Origin of the sequence: Nocardia vermiculata NBRC 100427 (assembly GCF_001613265.1) — a bacterium.
GTDB lineage: Bacteria > Actinomycetota > Actinomycetes > Mycobacteriales > Mycobacteriaceae > Nocardia > Nocardia vermiculata.
Window position 1 is genome coordinate 155,305 of record NZ_BDCA01000015.1, and the last position, 19,956, is coordinate 175,260.

Below are 19,956 nucleotides of genomic sequence, written 5' to 3' on the forward strand. Positions count from 1 at the left end.
AGTGTTCCTTCGACAGCTCGAGCCGCGCACCGCTCGCACCACCGCCGAAGTGTTCAACTTCGCCCTGTGGCCTTTCGCGATCCTCACCGTGCTGCATCAAGTCTTCGTCAAAGGGACGAACTTCTCCATCACCGACGACTTCGCGCCGGTGTACAAGGCCTCCCTGGCATTCCTCAACGGGCATGCGATCTACGGTGAGAACTTCGACTTGGTCGATCCGCACTACCTGTATCCGCCCAGCGGCACCCTGCTGATCGCACCGCTGGCGCTGATCGATCCGCAGAAGTCGAGCTGGTGTTTCATCCTGCTCAACGGGGTCGCCATCATCGGCGCCTGGTACCTGCTGCTGCGGCTGTTCAAGTACTCGATCAAGTCGGTGGCCGCCCCACTGTCACTGTTGCTGATCTTCGCCTCCGAGACCGTGATCAACACGCTCGGATTCGGCAATGTCAACGGCTGCCTGCTGTTCGCCGAGGTGCTGTTCATCCATCTGCTGCTGCAACGACGGGATCTACTGGCCGGGGTCGTGATGGGGCTGACGATTGCGGTGAAACCGACGTTGGCGCCGTTGTTGCTGGTTCCATTGATGCGCAAGCAGTGGCAGGTGTTCGTCACCGCGCTCGGTGTGCCGGCGGCGCTCATGGCGATCGCGTGGCCGCTGATCAAGGATCCGATGGATTTCGTCCGTCGCACCGTTCCGTACCTGCTCGAGACACGCAACTACTTCAACAGCGCCATCGCCGGCAATGCCGAGTACTACGGTCTGCCACCGTGGCTGACCTGGGGCATGCGCATCATGCTCGGTGTGCTGGTGCTGATCTCGCTGTGGCTGCTGTATCGGTACTGCCGCGACGACGAGGTGTTCTTCATCTGCACCTCCTCCGGTGTCATCCTGACTGCGTCCTGGTTGCTGGCCGGACTGGGGCAGCAGTACTACTCGATGATGCTGTTCCCGTTCCTGATGACGGTGGTGCTGCGCAATTCGGTGCTGCGCAACTGGCCGGCTTGGGTGGCCATCTTCGGTTTCATGACCTACGACAAGTGGCTGCTCGACAATTGGCAGAGCCTGGGACGATCGCTCGAGTACCTGCGCATCACCTTCGGCTGGGCGCTGCTGCTGATCGTGGTGTTCTGTGTGCTGGGTGATCGCTATCTGACGGCCCGCCGCGAAGGGCGCCTCGATTCGGGTATCGAACCCGCATTCCTGCTACCGAAGCCGACCACCGGATCGGCGGCGGGCACGGCGGGATCGGCCGGTGCCGCCGCGTCGCCCCCGACCGCGGACGGTGACCGTGCGCCGGTGAGCGATGCGCCGGACCCCCAGGCACCGGCAGAAGCACTGCGCTGAGCCACTGCCCCCACGTCACCCGGTCCCGCCCGGACAGCATTGCGGCGGCCGGGCACGGTCCCGGGAGCGTGACAGTGATCGAGCACCGCATCGTCGCGGTGTCATCGGCGTGGCGCTACTAGACTCACATCATGAGTTCCGACGCCGAAACACCTGTGACCTCATCGCTGCCCGCACCCAAGATCGAGCTGACGCCGCAGCAATGGCGAGCGCGGTTGAATCCGCAGGAGTACGCGGTGCTGCGCGATGCCGGCACCGAACGCGCGTTCACCGGTGAATACACCGATACCGAGACGACCGGCGTCTACTGCTGCCGGGCATGCGGTTCGGAGCTGTTTCGCAGCACCGAGAAATTCCACTCGCACTGCGGGTGGCCGTCGTTCTTCGATCCGGCCGACTCCGATGCGGTGATCCTGCGAGCCGACGACACCCTGGGTATGCGGCGCATCGAGGTGCTGTGCGCCAACTGCCACAGCCACCTCGGACATGTCTTCGAAGGTGAGGGGTACCCCACGCCGACCGACAAGCGATACTGCATCAACTCGATCGCGCTGCGTCTGCACCCCTCGGACGACGCGGCGGGCTGAACGCGGCGGATCGTGCGGGTCCGCCGCCGATCGCGCGCCGAGCAGGCGCGCGATCGAGCCGACGTCCGGACCCTACGGGCTCGCTCCGCCCCGGACATGCCCCCGATTCCGGGGGCTTGCCGGGACCTGCGAGGCAGCGCCCCGTCTCAGGGCAGAGCGTTGCCTCAGGGCAGAGCGTTGACGAGCTGTTCGACATCCACGCGGGGGCCGCTGAAGAACGGCACCTCCTCGCGCACATGGTTACGGGCGTCGGTGGCACGCAACTCGCGCATCAGGTCGACGATGCGGTGCATTTCCGGCGCCTCGAAGGCCAGAATCCACTCGTAGTCGCCGAGGGCGAACGCCGGCACCGTGTTGGCACGCACGTCCGGGTAGCCGCGGGCCTGGCGGCCGTGGTCGGCCAACATACGGCGGCGCTCCTCGTCCGGCAGCAGGTACCACTCGTACGAGCGGACGAACGGGTAGACGCAGATGTAGTTACCCGGATCTTCGCCGGCGAGGAAGGCCGGGATATGGCTCTTGTTGAACTCCGCCGGACGGTGCACCGCGGCATTGCTCCACACCGGGGTGCTCGCGCGGCCCAGATCGGTGGTGCGGCGAAATTCGGCGTACGCGGCCTGCAGATCTTCGATCCGCTCGGCGTGCCACCAGATCATGAAATCGGCGTCCGCGCGCAGACCGGCCACGTCGTAGATCCCGCGAACGACGATGCCGCGCTCGCCGAGCGAGTCGAAGAACTCGCGCGCCTGTTTGACCACCGTGTCGCGCTGGTCGCCCAGTACTCCGGGTTTCACCTGGAATACCGAGAACATCAGGTACCGGACGGTGGAGTTGAGAGCTTCGTAATCGAGTCGCGCCATGACTCCATCGTGCCACTCGGCGCGCGGCCGTAACACAGCCGCACCCCGTCTGCGACGTCCGGTCCAGCGGTGGTCCGCAGCGGCTGGGCGCGGCGCGCGCCCCGCGGGCCGGGCACTCAGCAGTGCCAGGGACGGCTGCCCGACGCCCCCGAGCCATGGCCCGTCACGGTCCTCACGACACGACCGGGCAGCGCCGCGACGCGTCACTCTTGCGCCGACGCCCCGACGGAAGGGTTCAGCGCGCCAGAATACGTTGTGCGGCAGCGGTTCCCGATGCAGCGCAGGCCGGCACTCCGACGCCGTGCAGATAGGCGCCCGCGATCGCGAGACCAGGCAGGTCGGCCAGCGCCGCCTCCAGATCGGCGATGCGGGTGGTGTGACCGGGCGCGTACTGCGGAAGCCCACCCTGCCAGCGCTGCACGAGCGCGACGTCCGGGCTGATCGCGACTCCCGTCACGGTTGTCAGATCCTCCACCGCGGCGGTCACCAGCTGCTCGTCGGTCCACGACAACGGAGTATCGTCACCGAACCGGCCGAAGGACGCGCGCACCAGCAGATGTTCCCGCTCGGCCAGATGCGGCCATTTGCGGCTGGAGAGGGTGAAAGCTTTGGCCCGCAGTGGTTCTCCGGACGCGACGAGAATTCCCGAGTTGTCCGGCAATGTGGTGTCGGCCGGCAGGCCCAGCGCCACCACCGCCGACGAGGACAACTCGACACCGGCCGCCAGTCCCGCCGCCACCGGTGCCGCGCTGCGCAGCAGTTCGGCGGTCACCGGGGCCGGGGTCGCCAGCACCACCGCATCGAATTCACCGGCCGGATCGAGCTGCCAGCCCGTCGCCGTACGGGTCAGGCTCGTCACCGTCGTATCGACGTCGACCTTCGGTGCGGCCGCCGCACGCAGGCCGTCCAGCAGGACCTGGTAGCCGTCACGCAACGCCCCGAACACCGGACCCGTCGACGGCGGGGGCAGTGCGTCGGAGACCGCGCGGGTGAGACTGGAGGCGCCGGCGTCCAATGCGGCGGCCAGGGTCGGCAGGGCGGCCCGCACACCGATCGATTCCGCGCGTCCGGCGTAGACGCCGCCGAGCAGCGGGTCGACACTGCGCTGCACGACCTGGGCGCCGAACCGCCCGGCGACCAACTCGGCGACCGAGACGTCCGCACCGGGCTGCCACCGCAGCGGCCGCTGTGGTTCCGCGGCGAGCTGCGCCACGGTCTGCTCGTCGACGAGACCCACGACGGATTCCGGCCCGGCGGGAATACCCATCAGGGTCCGCTCCGGAAGCGGGTGCGCACGGCGCTCGGACCAGATCAGCGGTCGCCGGCCCGCCGGATGCACCAGCTGATCCGACAGGCCCAGCTCGGCCAGTAGCTCCGGAATCTCGGGCCGGCGGCCGACGAATGCCTCGGCACCGAGATCCACCGGCTCCCCGGCGATCTCACCGGTGCGCAGCGTGCCGCCGAGCCGGCCGCGCCGATCCAGCAGCACCAGTTCGAGTTCGGCACCCAGCGCCGCCCGCAGACGATATGCCGCGACGAGTCCGCTGATCCCGCCGCCGACGACCGCGACCCGCATCGCTCACTCCCCGCCGAGCGGAACGGGCAGGCTGTGAATGAATTCCACGGCGGCGGTGATCGCCTCGGGATCGGTGTCGGGCAGTACACCGTGTCCGAGGTTGAAGATATGACCGGTGGCGCCGAGCGTGATCGCCTCGTCGGCCTCGCGGGCGATACGGCGCAGTTCGCGTTCGACCACCTCGCGCCCGGCGAACAAGACCGCCGGATCGAGATTGCCCTGCAACACCTTTCCCGGCCCGACCCGGCGGGCGGCCTCGTGCAGCGGGACCCGCCAGTCGACGCCGACGACCTCGGGACCCGCCTCGCCCATCGCACCCAGCAACTCACCGGTGCCGACACCGAAGTGAATGCGCGGCACCCCGGCTTCGGCGATCTCGGCGAACACCCGCTGCGAATGCGGCAGCACGAATTCGCGGTACTGCGCGGCCGACAACGCACCGGCCCAGGAGTCGAACAGTTGCACCGCGTCGACCCCGGCGGCGAGTTGCGCGCGCAGGAACTCCACGGCGATATCGGTGAGCACCCCGAGCAGCTCGTGCCAGATCTGCGGTTCCCCGAGCATCATCGCCTTGGTGCGCTCGTGGTTGCGGCTCGGGCCGCCCTCCACCAGGTAGGAAGCGAGAGTGAAAGGCGCACCCGCGAATCCGATCAGTGGAGTGTCGCCGAGCTCGTCGAGCAACAGGCGCACACCGTCGGTGACGGCGCCGACCTCCTCGCGCCGCAGCCGGGGCAGGGCACGCACATCCTCGGCCGAGCGCACCGGATTCGCGATCACCGGCCCGACCCCGGGCACGATGTCGAGATCGATTCCGGCCGCCTTCAGCGGAACGACGATGTCGGAGAAAAGGATTGCGGCATCCACACCGTGGCGGCGCACCGGCTGCGCGGTGATCTCACACACCAGCTCCGGGTCGAAGCACGACTCCAGCATGCCGATACCGGCACGCAGCTCGCGATACTCGGGCAGCGAACGCCCGGCCTGCCGCATGAACCAGACGGGACGCCGAGCCGTGCTCGCGCCGGTCGCGGCGGCGAGGAAGGTCGCATCGGGCAAACGACGACGGGTTGGTGTGCTCACCCCCGACATCGTAGGCCGCCGCGGCGGAGCCCTCCCCGCCACGGTGTACACGCCCCCGTCGAGCCGTTGTAGCGGCGCGCCTCCGCCTGCCCGACGATATTCCGGTCTACCGTGCACAGTCGTGACACCGCTCGACTTCCGCGACGGCGCCGCACCGACCCCGGGCCCTGACAGCGAACCCGCCGAGTTTCGCGCCGCGGTCGAGGCGATGGGCACCGCATCAGTTCATCCCCGGATCGAGCTTGCACCGATCCGGCCCCCGCAACGCCTGGCGCCGTATTCGTATGCCGTCGGTGCCGAGGTCACCCACCTCGACACCACCACGGTCCCGGTCGACTCGGACGACGACGCATTCGGCCGGCTGATCCTGCTGCACGATCCCAACGGGCACGAGGCCTGGCACGGGGTGTTCCGGCTGGTCGCCTACATCCAGGCCGATATCGACGCCGCCCTCGCAGGCGATCCGCTGCTCCCCGAGGTGGCCTGGAGCTGGTTGGTCGATGCGCTGGAGTCCCGGGGCGAGGAGTTCACCGCACTGGGTGGAACCGTCACCTCGACCAGTTCGGTGCGGTACGGCGATATCGCGGGCCCACCCCGCGCCCATCAGCTGGAGCTGCGTGCCTCGTGGACGGTCCCGTCTTCCCAGCTCGCACCGCATGTGGAGGCGTTCTGCGAGGTGCTGGCCTACGCCGCGGGACTGCCGCCGGCGGGCATCACCCATTTGCGTCCGCATCCGCAGAACGCCGACGACCACTTCTGAGGGCCACGTAGAGTCCAGGTCTATGCCCGAAGCCGACCAGCCCGACACCGCCCCGGCGACGCCCCCGGCACAGCCCGGCACCGACAATCCGGTTCCCTTGCTGGCGCCGGCCGACGGCATCCCACCCGTCCTCGACGACGCGCGTGAGATTGCGGCCGCCGCCCGGAGCCTGGCCGCCGGAACCGGGCCGCTGGCGGTGGACGCCGAGCGGGCGTCCGGGTTCCGCTATTCGAACCGGGCCTACCTGATCCAGTTGCGCCGCCGCGGTAGCGGCAGCTTCCTGATCGACCCCATCCCGGACCCGGGCGCACTCGACGCGCTCGCCGCGGTGATCAACGAGCTGGAGTGGGTACTGCATTCCGCCGACCAGGATCTGCCGTGCCTCGCCGAGCTGGGACTGCGGCCCGCCCAGCTGTTCGACACCGAACTCGGGGGGCGCCTGGCCGGATTCGAACGTGTCGGGCTGGCCGCGATGGTGGCCCGGCTGCTGGGCCGTGAGCTGCGCAAGGGCCACGGTGCCGCGGACTGGTCCACCCGCCCGCTGCCGCAGGACTGGCTCAACTATGCGGCACTGGATGTGGAATTGCTGGTCGAACTGCGCGACGAAGTTGCGGCGGCGCTCACCGAGCAAGGCAAACAGGATTGGGCGGCACAGGAATTCGACCATGTGCGCACCGCCGATCCGGCGCCGTCGAAACCGGACCGCTGGCGGCGCACCTCCGGCATCCACACGCTGCGCCGCACCCGCCAGCTGGCGATCGTGCGGGAATTGTGGTCGACGCGCGACGATATCGCACGGCACCGCGATGTGGCCCCGGCACGAATCCTGCCCGATTCGGCCATCGTCGCCGCGGCACAGGCCGATCCGAAATCGGTGGGACAGCTGCGGGCGCTGCCGGTCTTCGGTGGGCCCCGCCAGCGCCGGTATTCACGCGAATGGCTCGGCGCGGTGGAACGTGCCCGGGCACTACCGGATTCCGACTTGCCGCCGATGTCGCAGCCGTTCGACGGACCGCCTCCGGTGAACCGGTGGGAGCGCCGGGATCCGGCCGCCGCCGCCCGTCTGACCGCCGCCCGCGCGGTGATGAGCGGTCTGTCGGAGCGATACGCGGTGCCGGTGGAGAATCTGCTCACCCCGGACCTGCTGCGCAGGTTGTGCTGGGACGGCCTCCCCGAGTTCCGGACCGGCACCACACCGGCGGATCCGGCAGCGGAGATCGGGAAATACCTCGAATCCGGTGGTGCTCGTACCTGGCAGCGCGAACTCGCGGTTCCGGAACTGACCGCAGCGCTGTTTCCGGACACTTCCGACGCTGCGGCGGGGACCGCCTGACGCCGGGGATGCCGGGACACACGGAAGGCTGCTTCCGCGCCCGCCGGGTCAGGCGGCGCTACCGCCGAGCCACCGTGCGACTCGCTCCGCGATCTGTTCCGGGGTCAGACCCAGTTCCTGATGGACCTGAGCCCGTGAGCTGTGCTCCAGGAACTGTTGCGGAACACCGATTTCACGGGTGGGCACGTCCAGCCCGGATTCGCGCAGGCGTGCCGACACTGTGCAACCGATTCCACCGTGCAGCCCACCGTCCTCGACGGTGACCACCATCCGGTAGTTCTCGGCCATCTTGACGAGTGTGTCGGAGACCGGCAGTACCCAGCGCGGGTCCACCACGGTCACCGAAACCCCTTGCGCAGTCAGGAGATCCGCTGCCTCGACCACGGCCGATGCGAGCGCGCCGACCGCGACCAGCAGCACATCACCGCGCACCGCCTGACCGGAGGAGCCCTCGGGCATGCGCAGCACGTCGACACCGTCGAAGCGTTCGGACGCCGCGACCTCCTCGACCACCGCGCCCTTGGCGAAACGCAATGCGGTCGGACCGTCGGCGACGGCCAGTGCCTCGGCCAGTTCCTCCCGCAGCGTCACCGCGTCGCGCGGGGCGGCGACCCGGATACCGGGAACGATGCCGAGGATCGACAGATCCCACATACCGTTGTGGCTGGCGCCATCGTCGCCGGTGATACCGGCCCGGTCCAGGACCAGCGTGACGGGAAGTTTCAGCAGGGCGACATCCATCAGCAGCTGATCGAAGGCGCGGTTGAGGAAGGTCGAGTAGATGGCGACCACCGGGTGCAGGCCACCCAGCGCCAGACCGGCCGCCGAGGTCATCGCGTGCTGCTCGGCGATACCCACGTCGAACAGGCGGTCGGGGAATCGTTCACCGAAGGGGGCCAGCCCGGTGGGTCCGGCCATCGCGGCGGTGATCGCGACGATATCCGCGCGCTGCTCCCCGTGCCGGATCAGTTCCTCGGAGAACACCGACGTCCAGCCGACCGATTTGCTGCCGGTCGGCTTGCCCGTCTCCGGATCGATGGCACCGATGGAATGCATCTGATCGGCGACATGATCGACCGCGGGCTGGTACCCGCGCCCCTTCAACGTCACCACGTGCACCACGACCGGGCCACCGAAATCTTTCGCGCGGCGCAGTGCCGCCTCCAGCGCCTCCGGATCGTGTCCGTCCACCGGGCCCAGATACTTGAGCCCGATATCGCTGAACAGTTCCTGCGGCGCCACCGCATCCTTGATCCCGGCTTTCACCGCATGCAGCATCGAATACGCCGACGCACCGACCCGCGGAATGCCCTGGACGAAACGCTTGGTGGCGTCGAGCGCCTGCTCGTAGCCCGGCTGCATCCGCAGCGTGTTGAGCCGGTCGGCCAGCCCGCCGATGGTCGGCGAATACGACCGGCCGTTGTCGTTGACCACGATGATCAGCGACCGATCCTGGCCCGCGGCGATATTGTTCAACGCCTCCCAGCACATCCCCCCGGTCAGCGCGCCGTCACCGACCACCGCGACGACGTGGCGGTCCTGCCCGGTGAGGGCGAACGCCTTGGCCAGACCGTCGGCATAGGAAAGCGACGCGGAGGCGTGCGAGGACTCCACCCAGTCGTGCTCGCTTTCGGCACGACTCGGATATCCCGACAGTCCGCCCTGTTTGCGCAGCCGATCGAACCCGTCCTTGCGGCCGGTGAGAATCTTGTGCACATAGGACTGGTGCCCGGTATCGAAGACGATCGGATCGGCCGGGGAATCGAAGATCCGGTGCAGGGCGATGGTCAATTCCACCACCCCCAGATTCGGACCCAGATGGCCGCCGGTGACCGCTACTTTGCGGACCAGGAACTCCCGAATCTCCTCGGCCAGCTCGCGCAGCTGCGGTGCCGTCAGCCGGCGCAGGTCCTCGGGTGTGTCGACCCGGGAAAGAACTCCCACCGTTCTCGCTCCCTCTCCGATGGCTCATCTGTCTCGGAACAGTCTACGGAGCCGAATCGGGGCGCGACGACGGGAACGACCCGGAAGATCCGGGATTCGGACATCGGTGTGAGGATCGACATAGCCGCTCCGCATTACAGTGGATGCCTGCCCGTCCCCGCCCAGGAAGGACGATATGACCGCCGAGCAGCAGCGATCCGAGGACGCCACACCCCGGCACCCCGGCACCGTCACTACCTTCGGGCACGGTGCCGCGAGCGCCGCACCCGACCGGATGCAGGTCTCCATTTCCATCGAAACTCGTGCCGGGGCCGTCGCACTCGCCTACCACCGGGCAGGCGAACGAACCTCCGCGGTCACCGATGCGCTGCGCCGCGACGGTGTGACCGCGAGCGATATCGCCACGACCGGGTTGTCGGTCCGCACCGAGACGGCGTGGTCGGAGCAGGAAGGGGCCCGCATCACCGGGTATGTGGCGACCACCGCACTCACGGTGTCACTGCGGATTCCCTCGGCATCGGCATCCGATGCCCCGGATCCGGCCGCGATTATCGCCCGCGCGGTCGAGGCCGGTGGTGACGACGTCCGGCTGGGCGGGCTGAACCTCACCGTCGCCGACCGCGCCGACCTGCTGATCCGGGCCCGGGAAGCGGCCTGGGACGATGCGCTCGACCGGGCCCGGCGCTATGCCGCGCGCGCCGACCGCCGGCTGGGAGCAGTCCTCGAGATCACCGAGAACACTGCTGCCGCACCGGAACCCCGGGGTGAGATACGTCTCGTCGCGGCCCGCTCCGCGCCGGGATCACCCGTCCCCGTCGAATACGGCGAGCACGAGGTCGGCGCGGACCTGCGGGCCACCTGGCAATTGGACTGAGTACCGCCGCTCGCTCGAGGCCGCCCTATGTTCGTGCGGTGCGGACCGGTGATCGTGCGGCGGCCGTGTCGGTTGTCGGCCGCGAGACGTGGTGCCGCCTCCTCGACGGGGTGGCGGGCGTTACGTCCGTTCCAGCAGTGCCAGGCACTCCACATGGTGGGTGGCGGGAAAGGCGTCGAAGGCCCGTAACCGGGTGACCCGGTAGCCCGCCGCATGATAGAGACCGATATCTCGCGCGAAAGCCGCAGGGTCGCAACCGATATGGATGATCCGATCCGGATTCGCCGCGGTGAGGGGGCCGACGACCTGCTTGCCCGCTCCCGCACGCGGTGGGTCCAGCACGATCACACTCGGTGACTGCTCACGCCCGGCGATCCAGCGTTCGACCCGTTCGGCGTGCAGATCGACCCCGGGCAGGTCGCGTAGCGCCGCGGTGCCGTCGGCGACCGCGGATCGCGCGGATTCCACACCGAGCACCGCGCCGCGCGGTCCGGCCTGTTCGGCCAGCCGGGCCGCAAACACCCCGGCACCGCAGTACAGATCCCAGGCGCTCGCGCCCGCGTCCAGATCCGCCCATTCGGCGACCACATCCGAATAGCATTGCGCCGCATCGCGATGAGGCTGCCAGAAGCCGGTGGCCGACACCTCCCAGCGCCGTTCGGCGACATACTGCACGGCCCGTCCACTGCCGGACACCAACCGCTCGGCGCGACGAGTGTGGGCGGCCGCGCGGCGCGCGGTGGTGGCGCGGCGGCTGCGTCCACGGGGCGCTGCCCCGGCGGTCGGCGGAGCCAGCTCGACGATATGTTGCAGCCCTTCGGAGTCGACGGCGACCACCAGGTCCGCGCCCGGAGTCCAGGTTCGCTCGGCGATACCGTCGAGTGCGCCCGGAACCGGTTGCGGGCAACGCAGATCGGTGATCACCTCGCTGCCCCGATAGCGGTGGACCCCGGCGCGTCCTTCCCCGTCGACTGCCAGCCGCAACCGGGTCCGCCAGCCGATATCGGGTGTGCCGAGCGCCTCGACGCCATCCGCATTGCCATCGGGCGCTGTCACCTCAACTGCGCGCGGCCGGCCCGTGCGGATCGGTTCCACCACGACGTCGGTCTCCCAGTGCGCGAGACGCTGCAGTTGCTCACGCACCACCGCCGCCTTGAGATCACGTTGCGCCTGCGGTGTCGCGAAGGCGAAGTCACAGCAGCCCGCTCCCCCGGGGCCCGATACCGGGCAGGTCGATTCCACCCGATCCGGTGACGGCTCCAGGATCTCGACCGCCTCGGCCCGACAGAACGAGCCACCACGGTCCTCGGTGACCCGGGCGAGCACCAGTTCATCGGGTAGGCCGTGCCGGACGAACAGCACCCGGCCCTCGTGGCGGGCAATACAGAAACCGCCGTGCCCGGGCGGGCCCAGCCGCACCCGGAAGTTTTCCCCGGACCAGTCGAGCCCCGCGCTCACAGGCGGTCCTCGAAGCCGCGACGGACCGAACCGGGCGCGTTGACCTTCTCCGGCCGATGCGCCCGAGCAGAGGAGCTGAGCTGCCAGGGCACGCTGGTCACCATCACGCCCGGTTCGAACAGCAACCGCCCCTTGAGCCGCAGCGCGCTCTGGTTGTGCAGCACCTGTTCCCACCAGTGCCCGACCACGTATTCCGGAATGAAGACGGTCACCACATCGCGCGGGGCGTCCTTGCGTACCCGCTTGACGTAGTCGACCACCGGCTTGGTGATCTCGCGATAGGGCGATTCGATCACCTTCAGCGGCACCGGGATGTCACTGTCGGCCCACTCCCGGACCAGCGCACGAGTATCGGGCTCGTCGACGTTGACGGTGACCGCTTCCAGGGTGTCGGGCCGGGTGGCGCGCGCATAGGCGACGGCGCGCCGAGTCGGCAGATGCAGTTTCGACACCAGCACGATCGAATGTGTGCGGCTGGGCAGGATCTGGGTGTAGTCCTGCTCCTCGAGTTCCCGCCCGACCGTGTCGTAGTGGCGGCGGATCAACCGCATGATGACGAAGATCGCGGCCATGGTGACGATGGCGATCCAGGCACCGGCCAGGAACTTCGTGATCAGCACGATGATCAGTACCGCGCCGGTCATGGTGAGGCCGATGGCATTGATCACCCGCGAGCGCAGCATCCGCCGCCGCACCGCCGGATCGGTCTCGGTGCGCAGCAATCTGGTCCAGTGCCGCAGCATGCCGGTCTGGCTCAGCACGAACGAAACGAACACGCCGACGATGTAGAGCTGGATCAGGCGGGTCACCTCGGCCCCGAACAGGACGACGAATGCGATCGCCGCACCCGACAGGAACAGGATGCCGTTGCTGAACGCCAGCCGGTCACCGCGGGTGTGCAGCTGCCGGGGCAGAAACCTGTCCTGTGCCAGGATCGAACCGAGCACCGGGAACCCGTTGAACGCGGTGTTGGCGGCAAGAATCAGGATCAGGGCGGTGACGATCGCGATGAAGAAGAAGCCGGCCGGGAAACCGTGGAAGATCGTGTGGGCCAGCTGGGCGATCAGCGTCTTCTGCTCGTAGTCGGCCGGGGCGCCGACCAGATCCGCCACATCGGCGGCATAGACAACGCCCAGTTTGCGAGCCATGAGCAGAATGCCCACCAGCATGACGATGGCGATCGCGCCGAGCATCAGCAGCGTGGTCGCGGCATTGCGGGACTTCGGCTTACGGAACGCCGGGACGCCGTTGCTGATCGCCTCCACACCGGTCAACGCCGCACATCCGGAGGAGAACGCCCGGGCGATCAGGAAGGCGAAGGCGATGCCCTGCAGGTGGGATTCGTCACCGTTCAAACTGAATCCGGACGATTCGGCCTGCAAGTCATCCCCGAGCACGAACAACCGCACCGCTCCCCACGCCAGCATCAGCATGACTCCGGCCATGAAGGCGTAGGTGGGAATCGAGAAGGTGGCGCCGGACTCGCGGATACCGCGCAGGTTGATCGCCGTGAGCAGGACGATCGCCGCGACCGCGAACAACACCTTGTGGGTGGCGACGAACGGCACCGCGGACCCGATGTTGGACGCCGCCGACGAGATCGACACCGCGACGGTCAGCACGTAATCGACGAGCAGGGCGCTGCCCACCGTGAGCCCCGCCATAGGACCGATGTTCACCGTCGCGATCTCGTAATCACCGCCGCCGGACGGGTAGGCGTGCACGTTCTGGCGGTAGCTGGCCACCACGACCGCCATCACCGCCGCGACAGCGAGGCCCACCCATGGCGCGTAGACGTAGGCGGACAGGCCGGCCGTCGACAGCACGAGGAAGATCTCCTCGGGCGCGTAGGCCACCGACGACAATGCGTCGGAGGCGAAGACTGGCAGTGCGATCCGCTTGGGCAGCAGGGTATGTCCCAGCGAATCGCTACGAAATGGCCGGCCGACCACCATACGTTTGACGGCCGTCGTCAACTTGGACACTCGGCACAGCATAAGGCCACCCCCGGGTGTGACATAGCGGGCGGTTCACTCGCGTTTCGACCACTTCGGGCGGGGGAACGTGCTTCGTGGGAATCCGCTGCAGGTACGGTTCCCACGAATGGCACCAGACCGCACACCACGGTTTCTGCGAATTGGGGTTGACACGGTGTACGTAGTGATCATGGGGTGCGGCCGCGTCGGCTCGGCGCTCGCCCGTGCCCTGGTCCGGACCGGCCACGAGGTTGCCGTGATCGACCGGGATCCCGGCGCGTTTCTGCGCCTGGGCAAGGACTTTCCCGGCGAGCGAGTGACGGGGGTCGGATTCGACCGCGACGTCCTTGCCCGGGCCGGAGTGGAACGGGCCGGCGCCTTCGCCGCGGTATCCAACGGTGACAACTCCAATATCATCGCGGCGCGAGTGGCGCGCGAGACGTTCGGCGTGGAACGGGTCGTCGCGCGGATCTACGACGCCAAGCGCGCGGCCGTCTACGAACGCCTCGGCATCCCGACCATTGCCACCGTGCCGTGGACCACCGACCGGTTCCTGCGCGCCATCACCGGTGACGAAACCACCGCCACCTGGCGCGATCCCACCGGAACCGCCACCGTGACCGAACTGGTGCCGCACGAGGACTGGTACGGACGCACCGTCCGGGAACTGGAGGAAGCCGTCCCGGTGCGCGTCGCTTTCCTGGTCCGCTTCGGGCAGGCACTACTGCCCACCAGCAAAACGGTGTTGCAAGCGGACGACACGGTCTACATCGCTGCCGCTTCCGATCGGCTCGGCGAGGCCCTCGCCGCAGCCACCACCGCTCCACCGAGTGAGGACAAGTCGTGAACGTAGCCATCGCCGGTGCCGGTGCCGTCGGGCGCTCCATCGCGCAGGAACTGCTGCGCGGCGGACACCGCGTCACGCTGCTGGAACGGCGCCTCGATCACATCGACGAGACCGTCGCGGCCGGAGCCACCTGGCTGCACGGCGACGCCTGCGAACTCGCACTGCTCGAGGAGGCGGTACTGCAGGACTACGAGACGGTGATCGCCGCCACCGGGGACGACAAGGCCAATCTGGTGTTCAGCCTGTTGGCGAAGACCGAATTCGGGGTGCGGCGGGTGGTGGCGCGGGTCAACGATCCGCGCAACGAATGGCTGTTCGACGAGTCCTGGGGTGTGGACGTCGCGGTCTCGACACCCCGGCTGCTGGCCTCACTGGCCGAGGAGGCGGTATCGGTCGGCGATCTAGTCCGATTGATGACATTGCGTCAGGGCCAGGCCAACCTGGTGGAGATCACACTGCCCACCGACACCTCGCTGGCCGGACGGCCGGTGCGGTCGCTGGCGCTGCCACGTGATGTTGCGCTGGTGACGATCCTGCGAGGCGGCCGGGTAATCGTGCCGCAGCCCGACGATCCCCTCGAGGGCGAGGACGAATTGCTGTTCGTCTCCTCGGTCGAAGCCGAGGACGAATTGCGCCGGACCCTGACCGCCGAACCGACCGGTGCCGGGTCGTCCGGCGCGGAACCCCCCACGTCGATCTGAGGTCGTTCAGGCGGCTTCGGTCAACCGGGCGCGCAGCTTGTTCAACGCGCGATGCTGCATGACACGGACCACTCCGGGACTGGTACCGATCGCCTCGGCGGTCTGGGCGGCGGTCCATCCGAGCACGATGCGCATCACCAGTACCTCACGGTGCGCGGGAGCGAGGATCGTCATGAGCTCGCGGGTCGCCTCACGGCGCTCCAAGACCAGCGCCAGTTCCTCCGGGCCGGGCGCGCAGGACGCGGCATCGGGGAATTCGGCGACCGGATACGACGGGTGCTGGTGCGCACGACGGAAGGCGTCGGCAACCTTGTTGGCGGAGATGCCGTAGACGAAGGCCAGAAACGATTTGCCCTGATCGCGGTACCGCGGAATCGCGGTGACGGTCGCAATGCAGATCTCCTGCGCGATGTCGTCGGCGCTGACGTGCGGGTTGCTTCCCGCCCCGACCCGTGCCGCGCAATAGCGCCGCACCAACGGGTGCACGATCTTGATGATGTCGGAGACCGCGCGTTGATCGCCCGCGGCGGCCGGGCCGATCAACCGGTCGAGTTCGGCGGCGGCACGACGGCTGTCCGATCCCGCGGGCGCCGAGCGTGGCGAGCGCATACCGGTGCCCTTCGCCGCACTGTTCGTCACTACCGCGGTGTCCTCGGTAATCACTGTGGATCCTCTCGCCGATCGCTGCTGACAGTACGATCGTGCGCCGGATCCGGCCCGCGCAATAGATACCCCAGGGGTGGGTTTGTCCCCACCCCCACAAACAGTGCCCCTGAGATCAGGGGCAGTTCGTACCTCGAGTCGGTTCAGTCGGACGACGACGAGACCGGCATATGACCCGCGCGGCGCACCGCCCACACGGTCACCAGCAGGGCGACCGCGGTGAGCGGCCACCCCATCGCAATCCGCGCGGCCGCGAGCCACCCGGTGCTGTCGGTGTCGTAGAAGTGGTTCTGGACCAGGTAGCGCGCCCCGAAGACGACCACCCACACCACCGTCGCCAGGTCGTAGAGCCGCATCGCGCGCCGGTCGGAACGCCAGCCGTGGCCGTGCCCGTTCAGCACGCCCCAGATCACACCCGCCAACGGCCAGCGCACCACCAGCGAGGCCAGGAACACTCCGGCGTAGGCCAGGCTGGCCCAGATGCCGAACAGGAAATACCCCTTGGCGGCACCGGTGCGATGCGCGATGAAGGCGCACACCGCGACTCCGACGAAACCGGAGATCGCCGGCTGAATCGGCGAACGGCGCAGCAGGCGCCACGCCAGCACGCCGACCGCGGTGGCCAGCGCCGCCCAGATCGCCGCGGTCAAGCCCCACAGCGTATTCGCCGGAACGAAGACCACCACCGGGAGCGTGGAGTAGATCAGCCCGCTGATACCGCCGAGCTGTTCGAGCAGTGTCTGCTGGATCTCCTCCTCGCGCTCCTCGGCCGGGTAGGAGTCGTCGGTCGCGAGATCACTACCTGTCGCGGCACGCTCGTCGGGCAGATCCTCGGATTCGCGGAGACGATGACGGCCGTGCCCCTCGACCGGGTCCGCCGGAAAGCCGGTCGCGGCGACCGGATCGGCGCCCTCGTCGTGGTGGGGTGTCGGCATTCGTCAGGAATTCTCGCGAAGTTCGTAGTTGGGGTTGTAGATCACTTTGGCGCCATCGCGCTCTCCGATGCGGCCACGGACCAGGATACGGCGTCCGGGATCGATACCGGGGATCCGGCGACGACCTATCCACACCAGCGTCACCGCATCGGTGCCGTCGAAGAATTCGGCTTGCACGGTGGCGCCGGCCGACTTGGAACACGCCTCGACGCTGCGCAACCGCCCCAGCATGGTGACCTCTTCACCGCGACGGCACTCGGCCGCCCTGCACGCTCCCGACGCTTCGGAAGTCTCGGCCAGCTCTTCGGCATCGAGCACATCGAGATCGGCCGTCAGACGACGTCCCAAACGCCTGAAATAACCGCTGTCGGGACCGGCCTTGCCCGCAGCACCCGAGCCTGGCCTGTTCCCGCCTGTGAAAGGCATCTTGCAACACTTCCTGCACTACAGACGGCGTGGGTCACACGTCGTCGGATTCCCACACGACCGGCTGGTCAGCCGTACACCGCCACTGTAGATGTACCCCGGCACAGCTGCTACGCCAAGCCTACGATCGTGACGGTGCCAACCGCACCACAGGCTGGATTCCCAGTCGCGCACCACTCGAACCCTCCGATCCGAGTGGCCGGCACCACGCCCGGCCGGCGAACCGACGCGGCGACCGCCTCGAACCCCGGTCTGCAGACCACCCGGAAGCCGGAGGCCACGCAGCACCGACGGGCGCGCCGCGTAGGCTCCGGGCCGTGTCACAGCTGTCCCGTTCCGGACCGTTCCGCGGCAGCGGAGAGCGGCCCGCCGTCGTCGTCGCCCTGCCGGGGACCGGGTCCGATGCCGATTTCGCCCGCCGCGCCTTCGAACCGGCCTGCGTCGCCGCAGATCTGCGGCTGATTGCGGTCGAGCCGGACCCGCGGGCAGTGGTCGCCGGCTGTCGCCGGGCGCTCGACGAGGCGAGTCGTTCCGGACCGGTCCTGGTGGCCGGAATCTCACTGGGTGCCGCGATCGCCGTGGAATGGGCTGCCGAACAACCGGATTCGGTGTACGGCGTGGTGGCCGCGCTCCCCGCGTGGACCGGCGCCGACACGACCGAGTGCCCGGCCACGCTGAGCGCCGCGGTGACCGCGGCACAGCTACGCGCCGACGGCCTCGAAGCGGTGATCGAGCGAATGACCGCAGGGAGCCCCGCGTGGCTGGCGCGAGCCCTGGCGCAGTCCTGGCGCACCCATTGGCCCGAGCTGCCCACGGCGTTGGAGGAAGCCGCCACCTACAGCTGGCCGGTACCGGAACTTCTTGCCACACTGCCGGTTCCGGTCTCGATCGTGGCGGCAGTCGACGATCCGGTGCATCCGGTCGCGGTCGCGCAACGGTGGCACGACCTGATCCCGGACGCACGGCTGCATCGCATCACACTCGACGAACTGGGCGCTGATCCGGGCACACTCGGCGCCCACGGCTTCCCCGATCTGATCTCCCCGGCCCTGCCACCCTCCCCGGCGCTACCACGCGACTGACAGCGCTGCCGTTCGGCCGGCGGTGCTCGCCCCGGGTAGCGGTACCCGCCCCGGTGCCGACACTGCTGGGCGGGTGCGGCCGACCCCGTCGGGCAGCCCACGATGGCGGGCTGCCCGATGAAGTGACCTAGTTGCGTCCGAGTTGTTGCATGGCCGAACCGCCCGCGCGTCGCCGCTCGGTCTGTTGCTCCCCGGTGACCACCGGGAACGATCCGGTCGCTGCGGCCTCGGCCGCCGCCGCCTGCGCGGCCTGTGCCTGCTGCTGAGCCTCGGCCTGCTGCTGATGTGCCGCGATGAGCTGTTCGGCCAGTTCCTGTGGCAACACCACCGGCAACGGTTCTCGCACCGGCATCGGCTCCTCACCACGGCGAACCACGGTATCGGCCAGGATCGCCCGCGCGGCCGCCACCAGTTCGGTCCCCTCGTCCGCCGCACCCGACGGCCCGGCCGCGACCAATCGCACCATCCAGCGATAACCGTCCACACCGATGAAACGCAGATCGGCTCCCTCGGTCACGGCATGCAGCTCGCGCCCCCACGGCCCGGTCTGCACCGAGACCGTGGCGTCGTCACTGCGCAGCGATTCCGCCAGGTCGGCGGCGACCGTACGCCACTGACCGGGTGATTTCGGCGCAGCATAGGCGGCCACGGTGAGGCGGCCGTGCGGTGTGGCCAGGTGGACGGCCTGTGGAGTGCCGTCCGGGGTCATCTCGACCTGCAACTGTCCACCGTCGGGAACGGGGAGCAGAATCGACCCCAGGTCCAGGCGCTGCTCGGAGACCTCGTCGAGAATGTCGGCGACGTCGTCGTAGTCGAACGGTCCGGTGTGCGGTTCGAAGTCCTCGGCGTCTTCTTCGTCGTCGTAGTCACCGTCTTCGTACTCGTCGTACTCCTCGCCGACCCCGTCGTAGTCGCCGGGTGCGTAATCGTCGGCGTACCCGTCGTCTTCGGGCGCTTCGGATATGTAGTCGGTGCCACTGTGCTCGCTGTCGTCGTAGCCCGCGCCGTAGGAACGGGACTCGGAGTAGTCCTGTTCCGTGTAGTCCTGTTCCGTGGCGGCGTACGCGTGCACCGGCTGCTCGGCACGCTCCGGTTCCCGCGCATAGGCGGGTACCGCGGCAGGCACCGGCGCGGCGGACCGCCTGCCGGGCGACTCCCGAAGGACCTCGGCGGCAGCGAAACCTCCCGTGCCGGGCGCAGACTCGCCGGGCACGACCCCCGAGTCCGCATATCCTCCCGCAGGCGCGTAGTCCTGTGCACGTCCGACGCCGGGCTCGGCGAAGGAGTCGCTGCCCGGGTCCCCCTCCCGATGTCGCGGTCGAGGTCCGGCGGCACGCCCGACCGGGTCCGGTACGCGTTCGGCACCCGGACGGGAACCTCCCGGCGGCAGTTGCTGTCCCGCCACCGCGGCGGCCGAGCGAGGTTCACCCGCTCCCAGCGGGCTCTGCCCCGTCGCCGGCGGATACTGCCCGGTCGCGGCCGGGTACTGCCCCGTGTGGTGTCCCC

At 68.7% G+C, this 19,956-nt stretch carries 18 protein-coding genes; 8 read left to right on the forward strand and 10 right to left on the reverse strand.

Going from position 1 to position 19,956, the window contains the following annotated elements; all coding sequences use genetic code 11:
• Nucleotide 1 precedes the first annotated feature (1 nt).
• Together NV2_RS17200 and msrB are read left to right on the forward strand one after the other, a co-directional pair.
• Nucleotides 2-1,348 carry a glycosyltransferase family 87 protein gene (locus tag NV2_RS17200; RefSeq protein ID WP_067875028.1) on the forward strand — a complete coding sequence of 449 codons (1,347 nt, stop codon included), beginning with the start codon at nucleotides 2-4 and terminating at the stop codon, nucleotides 1,346-1,348.
• A gap of 131 nt (nucleotides 1,349-1,479) precedes the next feature.
• Complete coding sequence (gene msrB, locus NV2_RS17205) at nucleotides 1,480-1,935, forward strand: peptide-methionine (R)-S-oxide reductase MsrB (RefSeq protein WP_157102946.1); 456 nt, start codon at nucleotides 1,480-1,482, stop codon at nucleotides 1,933-1,935.
• A 164-nt stretch (nucleotides 1,936-2,099) separates the two neighbouring features.
• Here msrB and hemQ read toward each other — a convergent pair whose 3' ends face one another.
• The 3 genes from hemQ to hemE form a co-directional block, all read right to left on the reverse strand.
• The gene (hemQ, locus tag NV2_RS17210; RefSeq protein ID WP_067874937.1) at nucleotides 2,100-2,795 is read right to left on the reverse strand and encodes a hydrogen peroxide-dependent heme synthase; all 696 of its coding nucleotides are present in this window, start codon (nucleotides 2,793-2,795) and stop codon (nucleotides 2,100-2,102) included.
• Between the two features lie 235 nt (nucleotides 2,796-3,030).
• Nucleotides 3,031-4,371, reverse strand: coding sequence for a protoporphyrinogen oxidase (locus NV2_RS17215; protein ID WP_067874940.1), 1,341 nt, complete (start codon nucleotides 4,369-4,371; stop codon nucleotides 3,031-3,033).
• A gap of 3 nt (nucleotides 4,372-4,374) precedes the next feature.
• Nucleotides 4,375-5,460 (reverse strand): uroporphyrinogen decarboxylase, encoded by a 1,086-nt coding sequence (hemE, locus tag NV2_RS17220; protein ID WP_067874942.1) that lies wholly within the window; start codon nucleotides 5,458-5,460, stop codon nucleotides 4,375-4,377.
• A 199-nt stretch (nucleotides 5,461-5,659) separates the two neighbouring features.
• Between hemE and NV2_RS17225 the strand changes: the two genes are divergently transcribed.
• Nucleotides 5,660-6,211: a DUF3000 domain-containing protein gene (locus tag NV2_RS17225; RefSeq protein ID WP_067875035.1), complete on the forward strand. Its 552-nt coding sequence runs from the start codon at nucleotides 5,660-5,662 to the stop codon at nucleotides 6,209-6,211.
• A gap of 22 nt (nucleotides 6,212-6,233) precedes the next feature.
• Complete coding sequence (locus NV2_RS17230; RefSeq protein ID WP_067874945.1) at nucleotides 6,234-7,544, forward strand: HRDC domain-containing protein; 1,311 nt, start codon at nucleotides 6,234-6,236, stop codon at nucleotides 7,542-7,544.
• A gap of 48 nt (nucleotides 7,545-7,592) precedes the next feature.
• On the opposite strand, the gene dxs is transcribed toward NV2_RS17230, so the two are convergent.
• On the reverse strand, nucleotides 7,593-9,488 hold the full coding sequence (gene dxs, locus NV2_RS17235) for a 1-deoxy-D-xylulose-5-phosphate synthase (protein WP_067874948.1): 1,896 nt from the start codon (nucleotides 9,486-9,488) through the stop codon (nucleotides 7,593-7,595).
• Between the two features lie 175 nt (nucleotides 9,489-9,663).
• Here dxs and NV2_RS17240 point away from each other — a divergent pair, with 175 nt between their 5' ends.
• Nucleotides 9,664-10,362, forward strand: coding sequence for an SIMPL domain-containing protein (locus tag NV2_RS17240; RefSeq protein ID WP_067874951.1), 699 nt, complete (start codon nucleotides 9,664-9,666; stop codon nucleotides 10,360-10,362).
• Between the two features lie 120 nt (nucleotides 10,363-10,482).
• Here NV2_RS17240 and NV2_RS17245 read toward each other — a convergent pair whose 3' ends face one another.
• Together NV2_RS17245 and NV2_RS17250 are read right to left on the reverse strand one after the other, a co-directional pair.
• Nucleotides 10,483-11,820 (reverse strand): class I SAM-dependent RNA methyltransferase, encoded by a 1,338-nt coding sequence (locus tag NV2_RS17245; protein WP_067874955.1) that lies wholly within the window; start codon nucleotides 11,818-11,820, stop codon nucleotides 10,483-10,485.
• Nucleotides 11,817-13,805 (reverse strand): APC family permease, encoded by a 1,989-nt coding sequence (locus tag NV2_RS17250; protein WP_067875038.1) that lies wholly within the window; start codon nucleotides 13,803-13,805, stop codon nucleotides 11,817-11,819. The genes NV2_RS17245 and NV2_RS17250 overlap by 4 nt, the downstream gene beginning before the upstream one ends.
• A 166-nt stretch (nucleotides 13,806-13,971) precedes the next feature.
• Between NV2_RS17250 and NV2_RS17255 the strand changes: the two genes are divergently transcribed.
• Entirely contained in the window at nucleotides 13,972-14,643 is a 672-nt protein-coding gene (locus NV2_RS17255) for a potassium channel family protein (protein ID WP_067874958.1), read from the forward strand.
• Complete coding sequence (locus NV2_RS17260) at nucleotides 14,640-15,344, forward strand: potassium channel family protein (protein WP_067874960.1); 705 nt, start codon at nucleotides 14,640-14,642, stop codon at nucleotides 15,342-15,344. Before NV2_RS17255 ends, NV2_RS17260 begins: the two co-directional genes overlap by 4 nt.
• Before the next feature lie 6 nt (nucleotides 15,345-15,350).
• Here the strand turns inward: NV2_RS17260 and NV2_RS17265 are convergent, their stop codons facing one another.
• The 3 genes from NV2_RS17265 to NV2_RS17275 form a co-directional block, all read right to left on the reverse strand.
• Nucleotides 15,351-16,007 (reverse strand): sigma-70 family RNA polymerase sigma factor, encoded by a 657-nt coding sequence (locus NV2_RS17265; RefSeq protein ID WP_373863577.1) that lies wholly within the window; start codon nucleotides 16,005-16,007, stop codon nucleotides 15,351-15,353.
• 143 nt (nucleotides 16,008-16,150) lie between these two features.
• Nucleotides 16,151-16,942: a DUF3159 domain-containing protein gene (locus NV2_RS17270; RefSeq protein ID WP_084474919.1), complete on the reverse strand. Its 792-nt coding sequence runs from the start codon at nucleotides 16,940-16,942 to the stop codon at nucleotides 16,151-16,153.
• Nucleotides 16,943-16,945: 3 nt separating this feature from the next.
• A complete protein-coding gene (locus NV2_RS17275) occupies nucleotides 16,946-17,368 on the reverse strand; it encodes an OB-fold nucleic acid binding domain-containing protein (RefSeq protein ID WP_067874964.1) in 423 nt (140 codons plus the stop codon).
• 317 nt (nucleotides 17,369-17,685) lie between these two features.
• Between NV2_RS17275 and NV2_RS17280 the strand changes: the two genes are divergently transcribed.
• Nucleotides 17,686-18,450 (forward strand): alpha/beta fold hydrolase, encoded by a 765-nt coding sequence (locus tag NV2_RS17280; RefSeq protein WP_245662644.1) that lies wholly within the window; start codon nucleotides 17,686-17,688, stop codon nucleotides 18,448-18,450.
• Between the two features lie 127 nt (nucleotides 18,451-18,577).
• On the opposite strand, the gene NV2_RS17285 is transcribed toward NV2_RS17280, so the two are convergent.
• Nucleotides 18,578-19,414 (reverse strand): DUF3710 domain-containing protein, encoded by an 837-nt coding sequence (locus tag NV2_RS17285; RefSeq protein WP_067875049.1) that lies wholly within the window; start codon nucleotides 19,412-19,414, stop codon nucleotides 18,578-18,580.
• Nucleotides 19,415-19,956 lie beyond the last annotated feature (542 nt).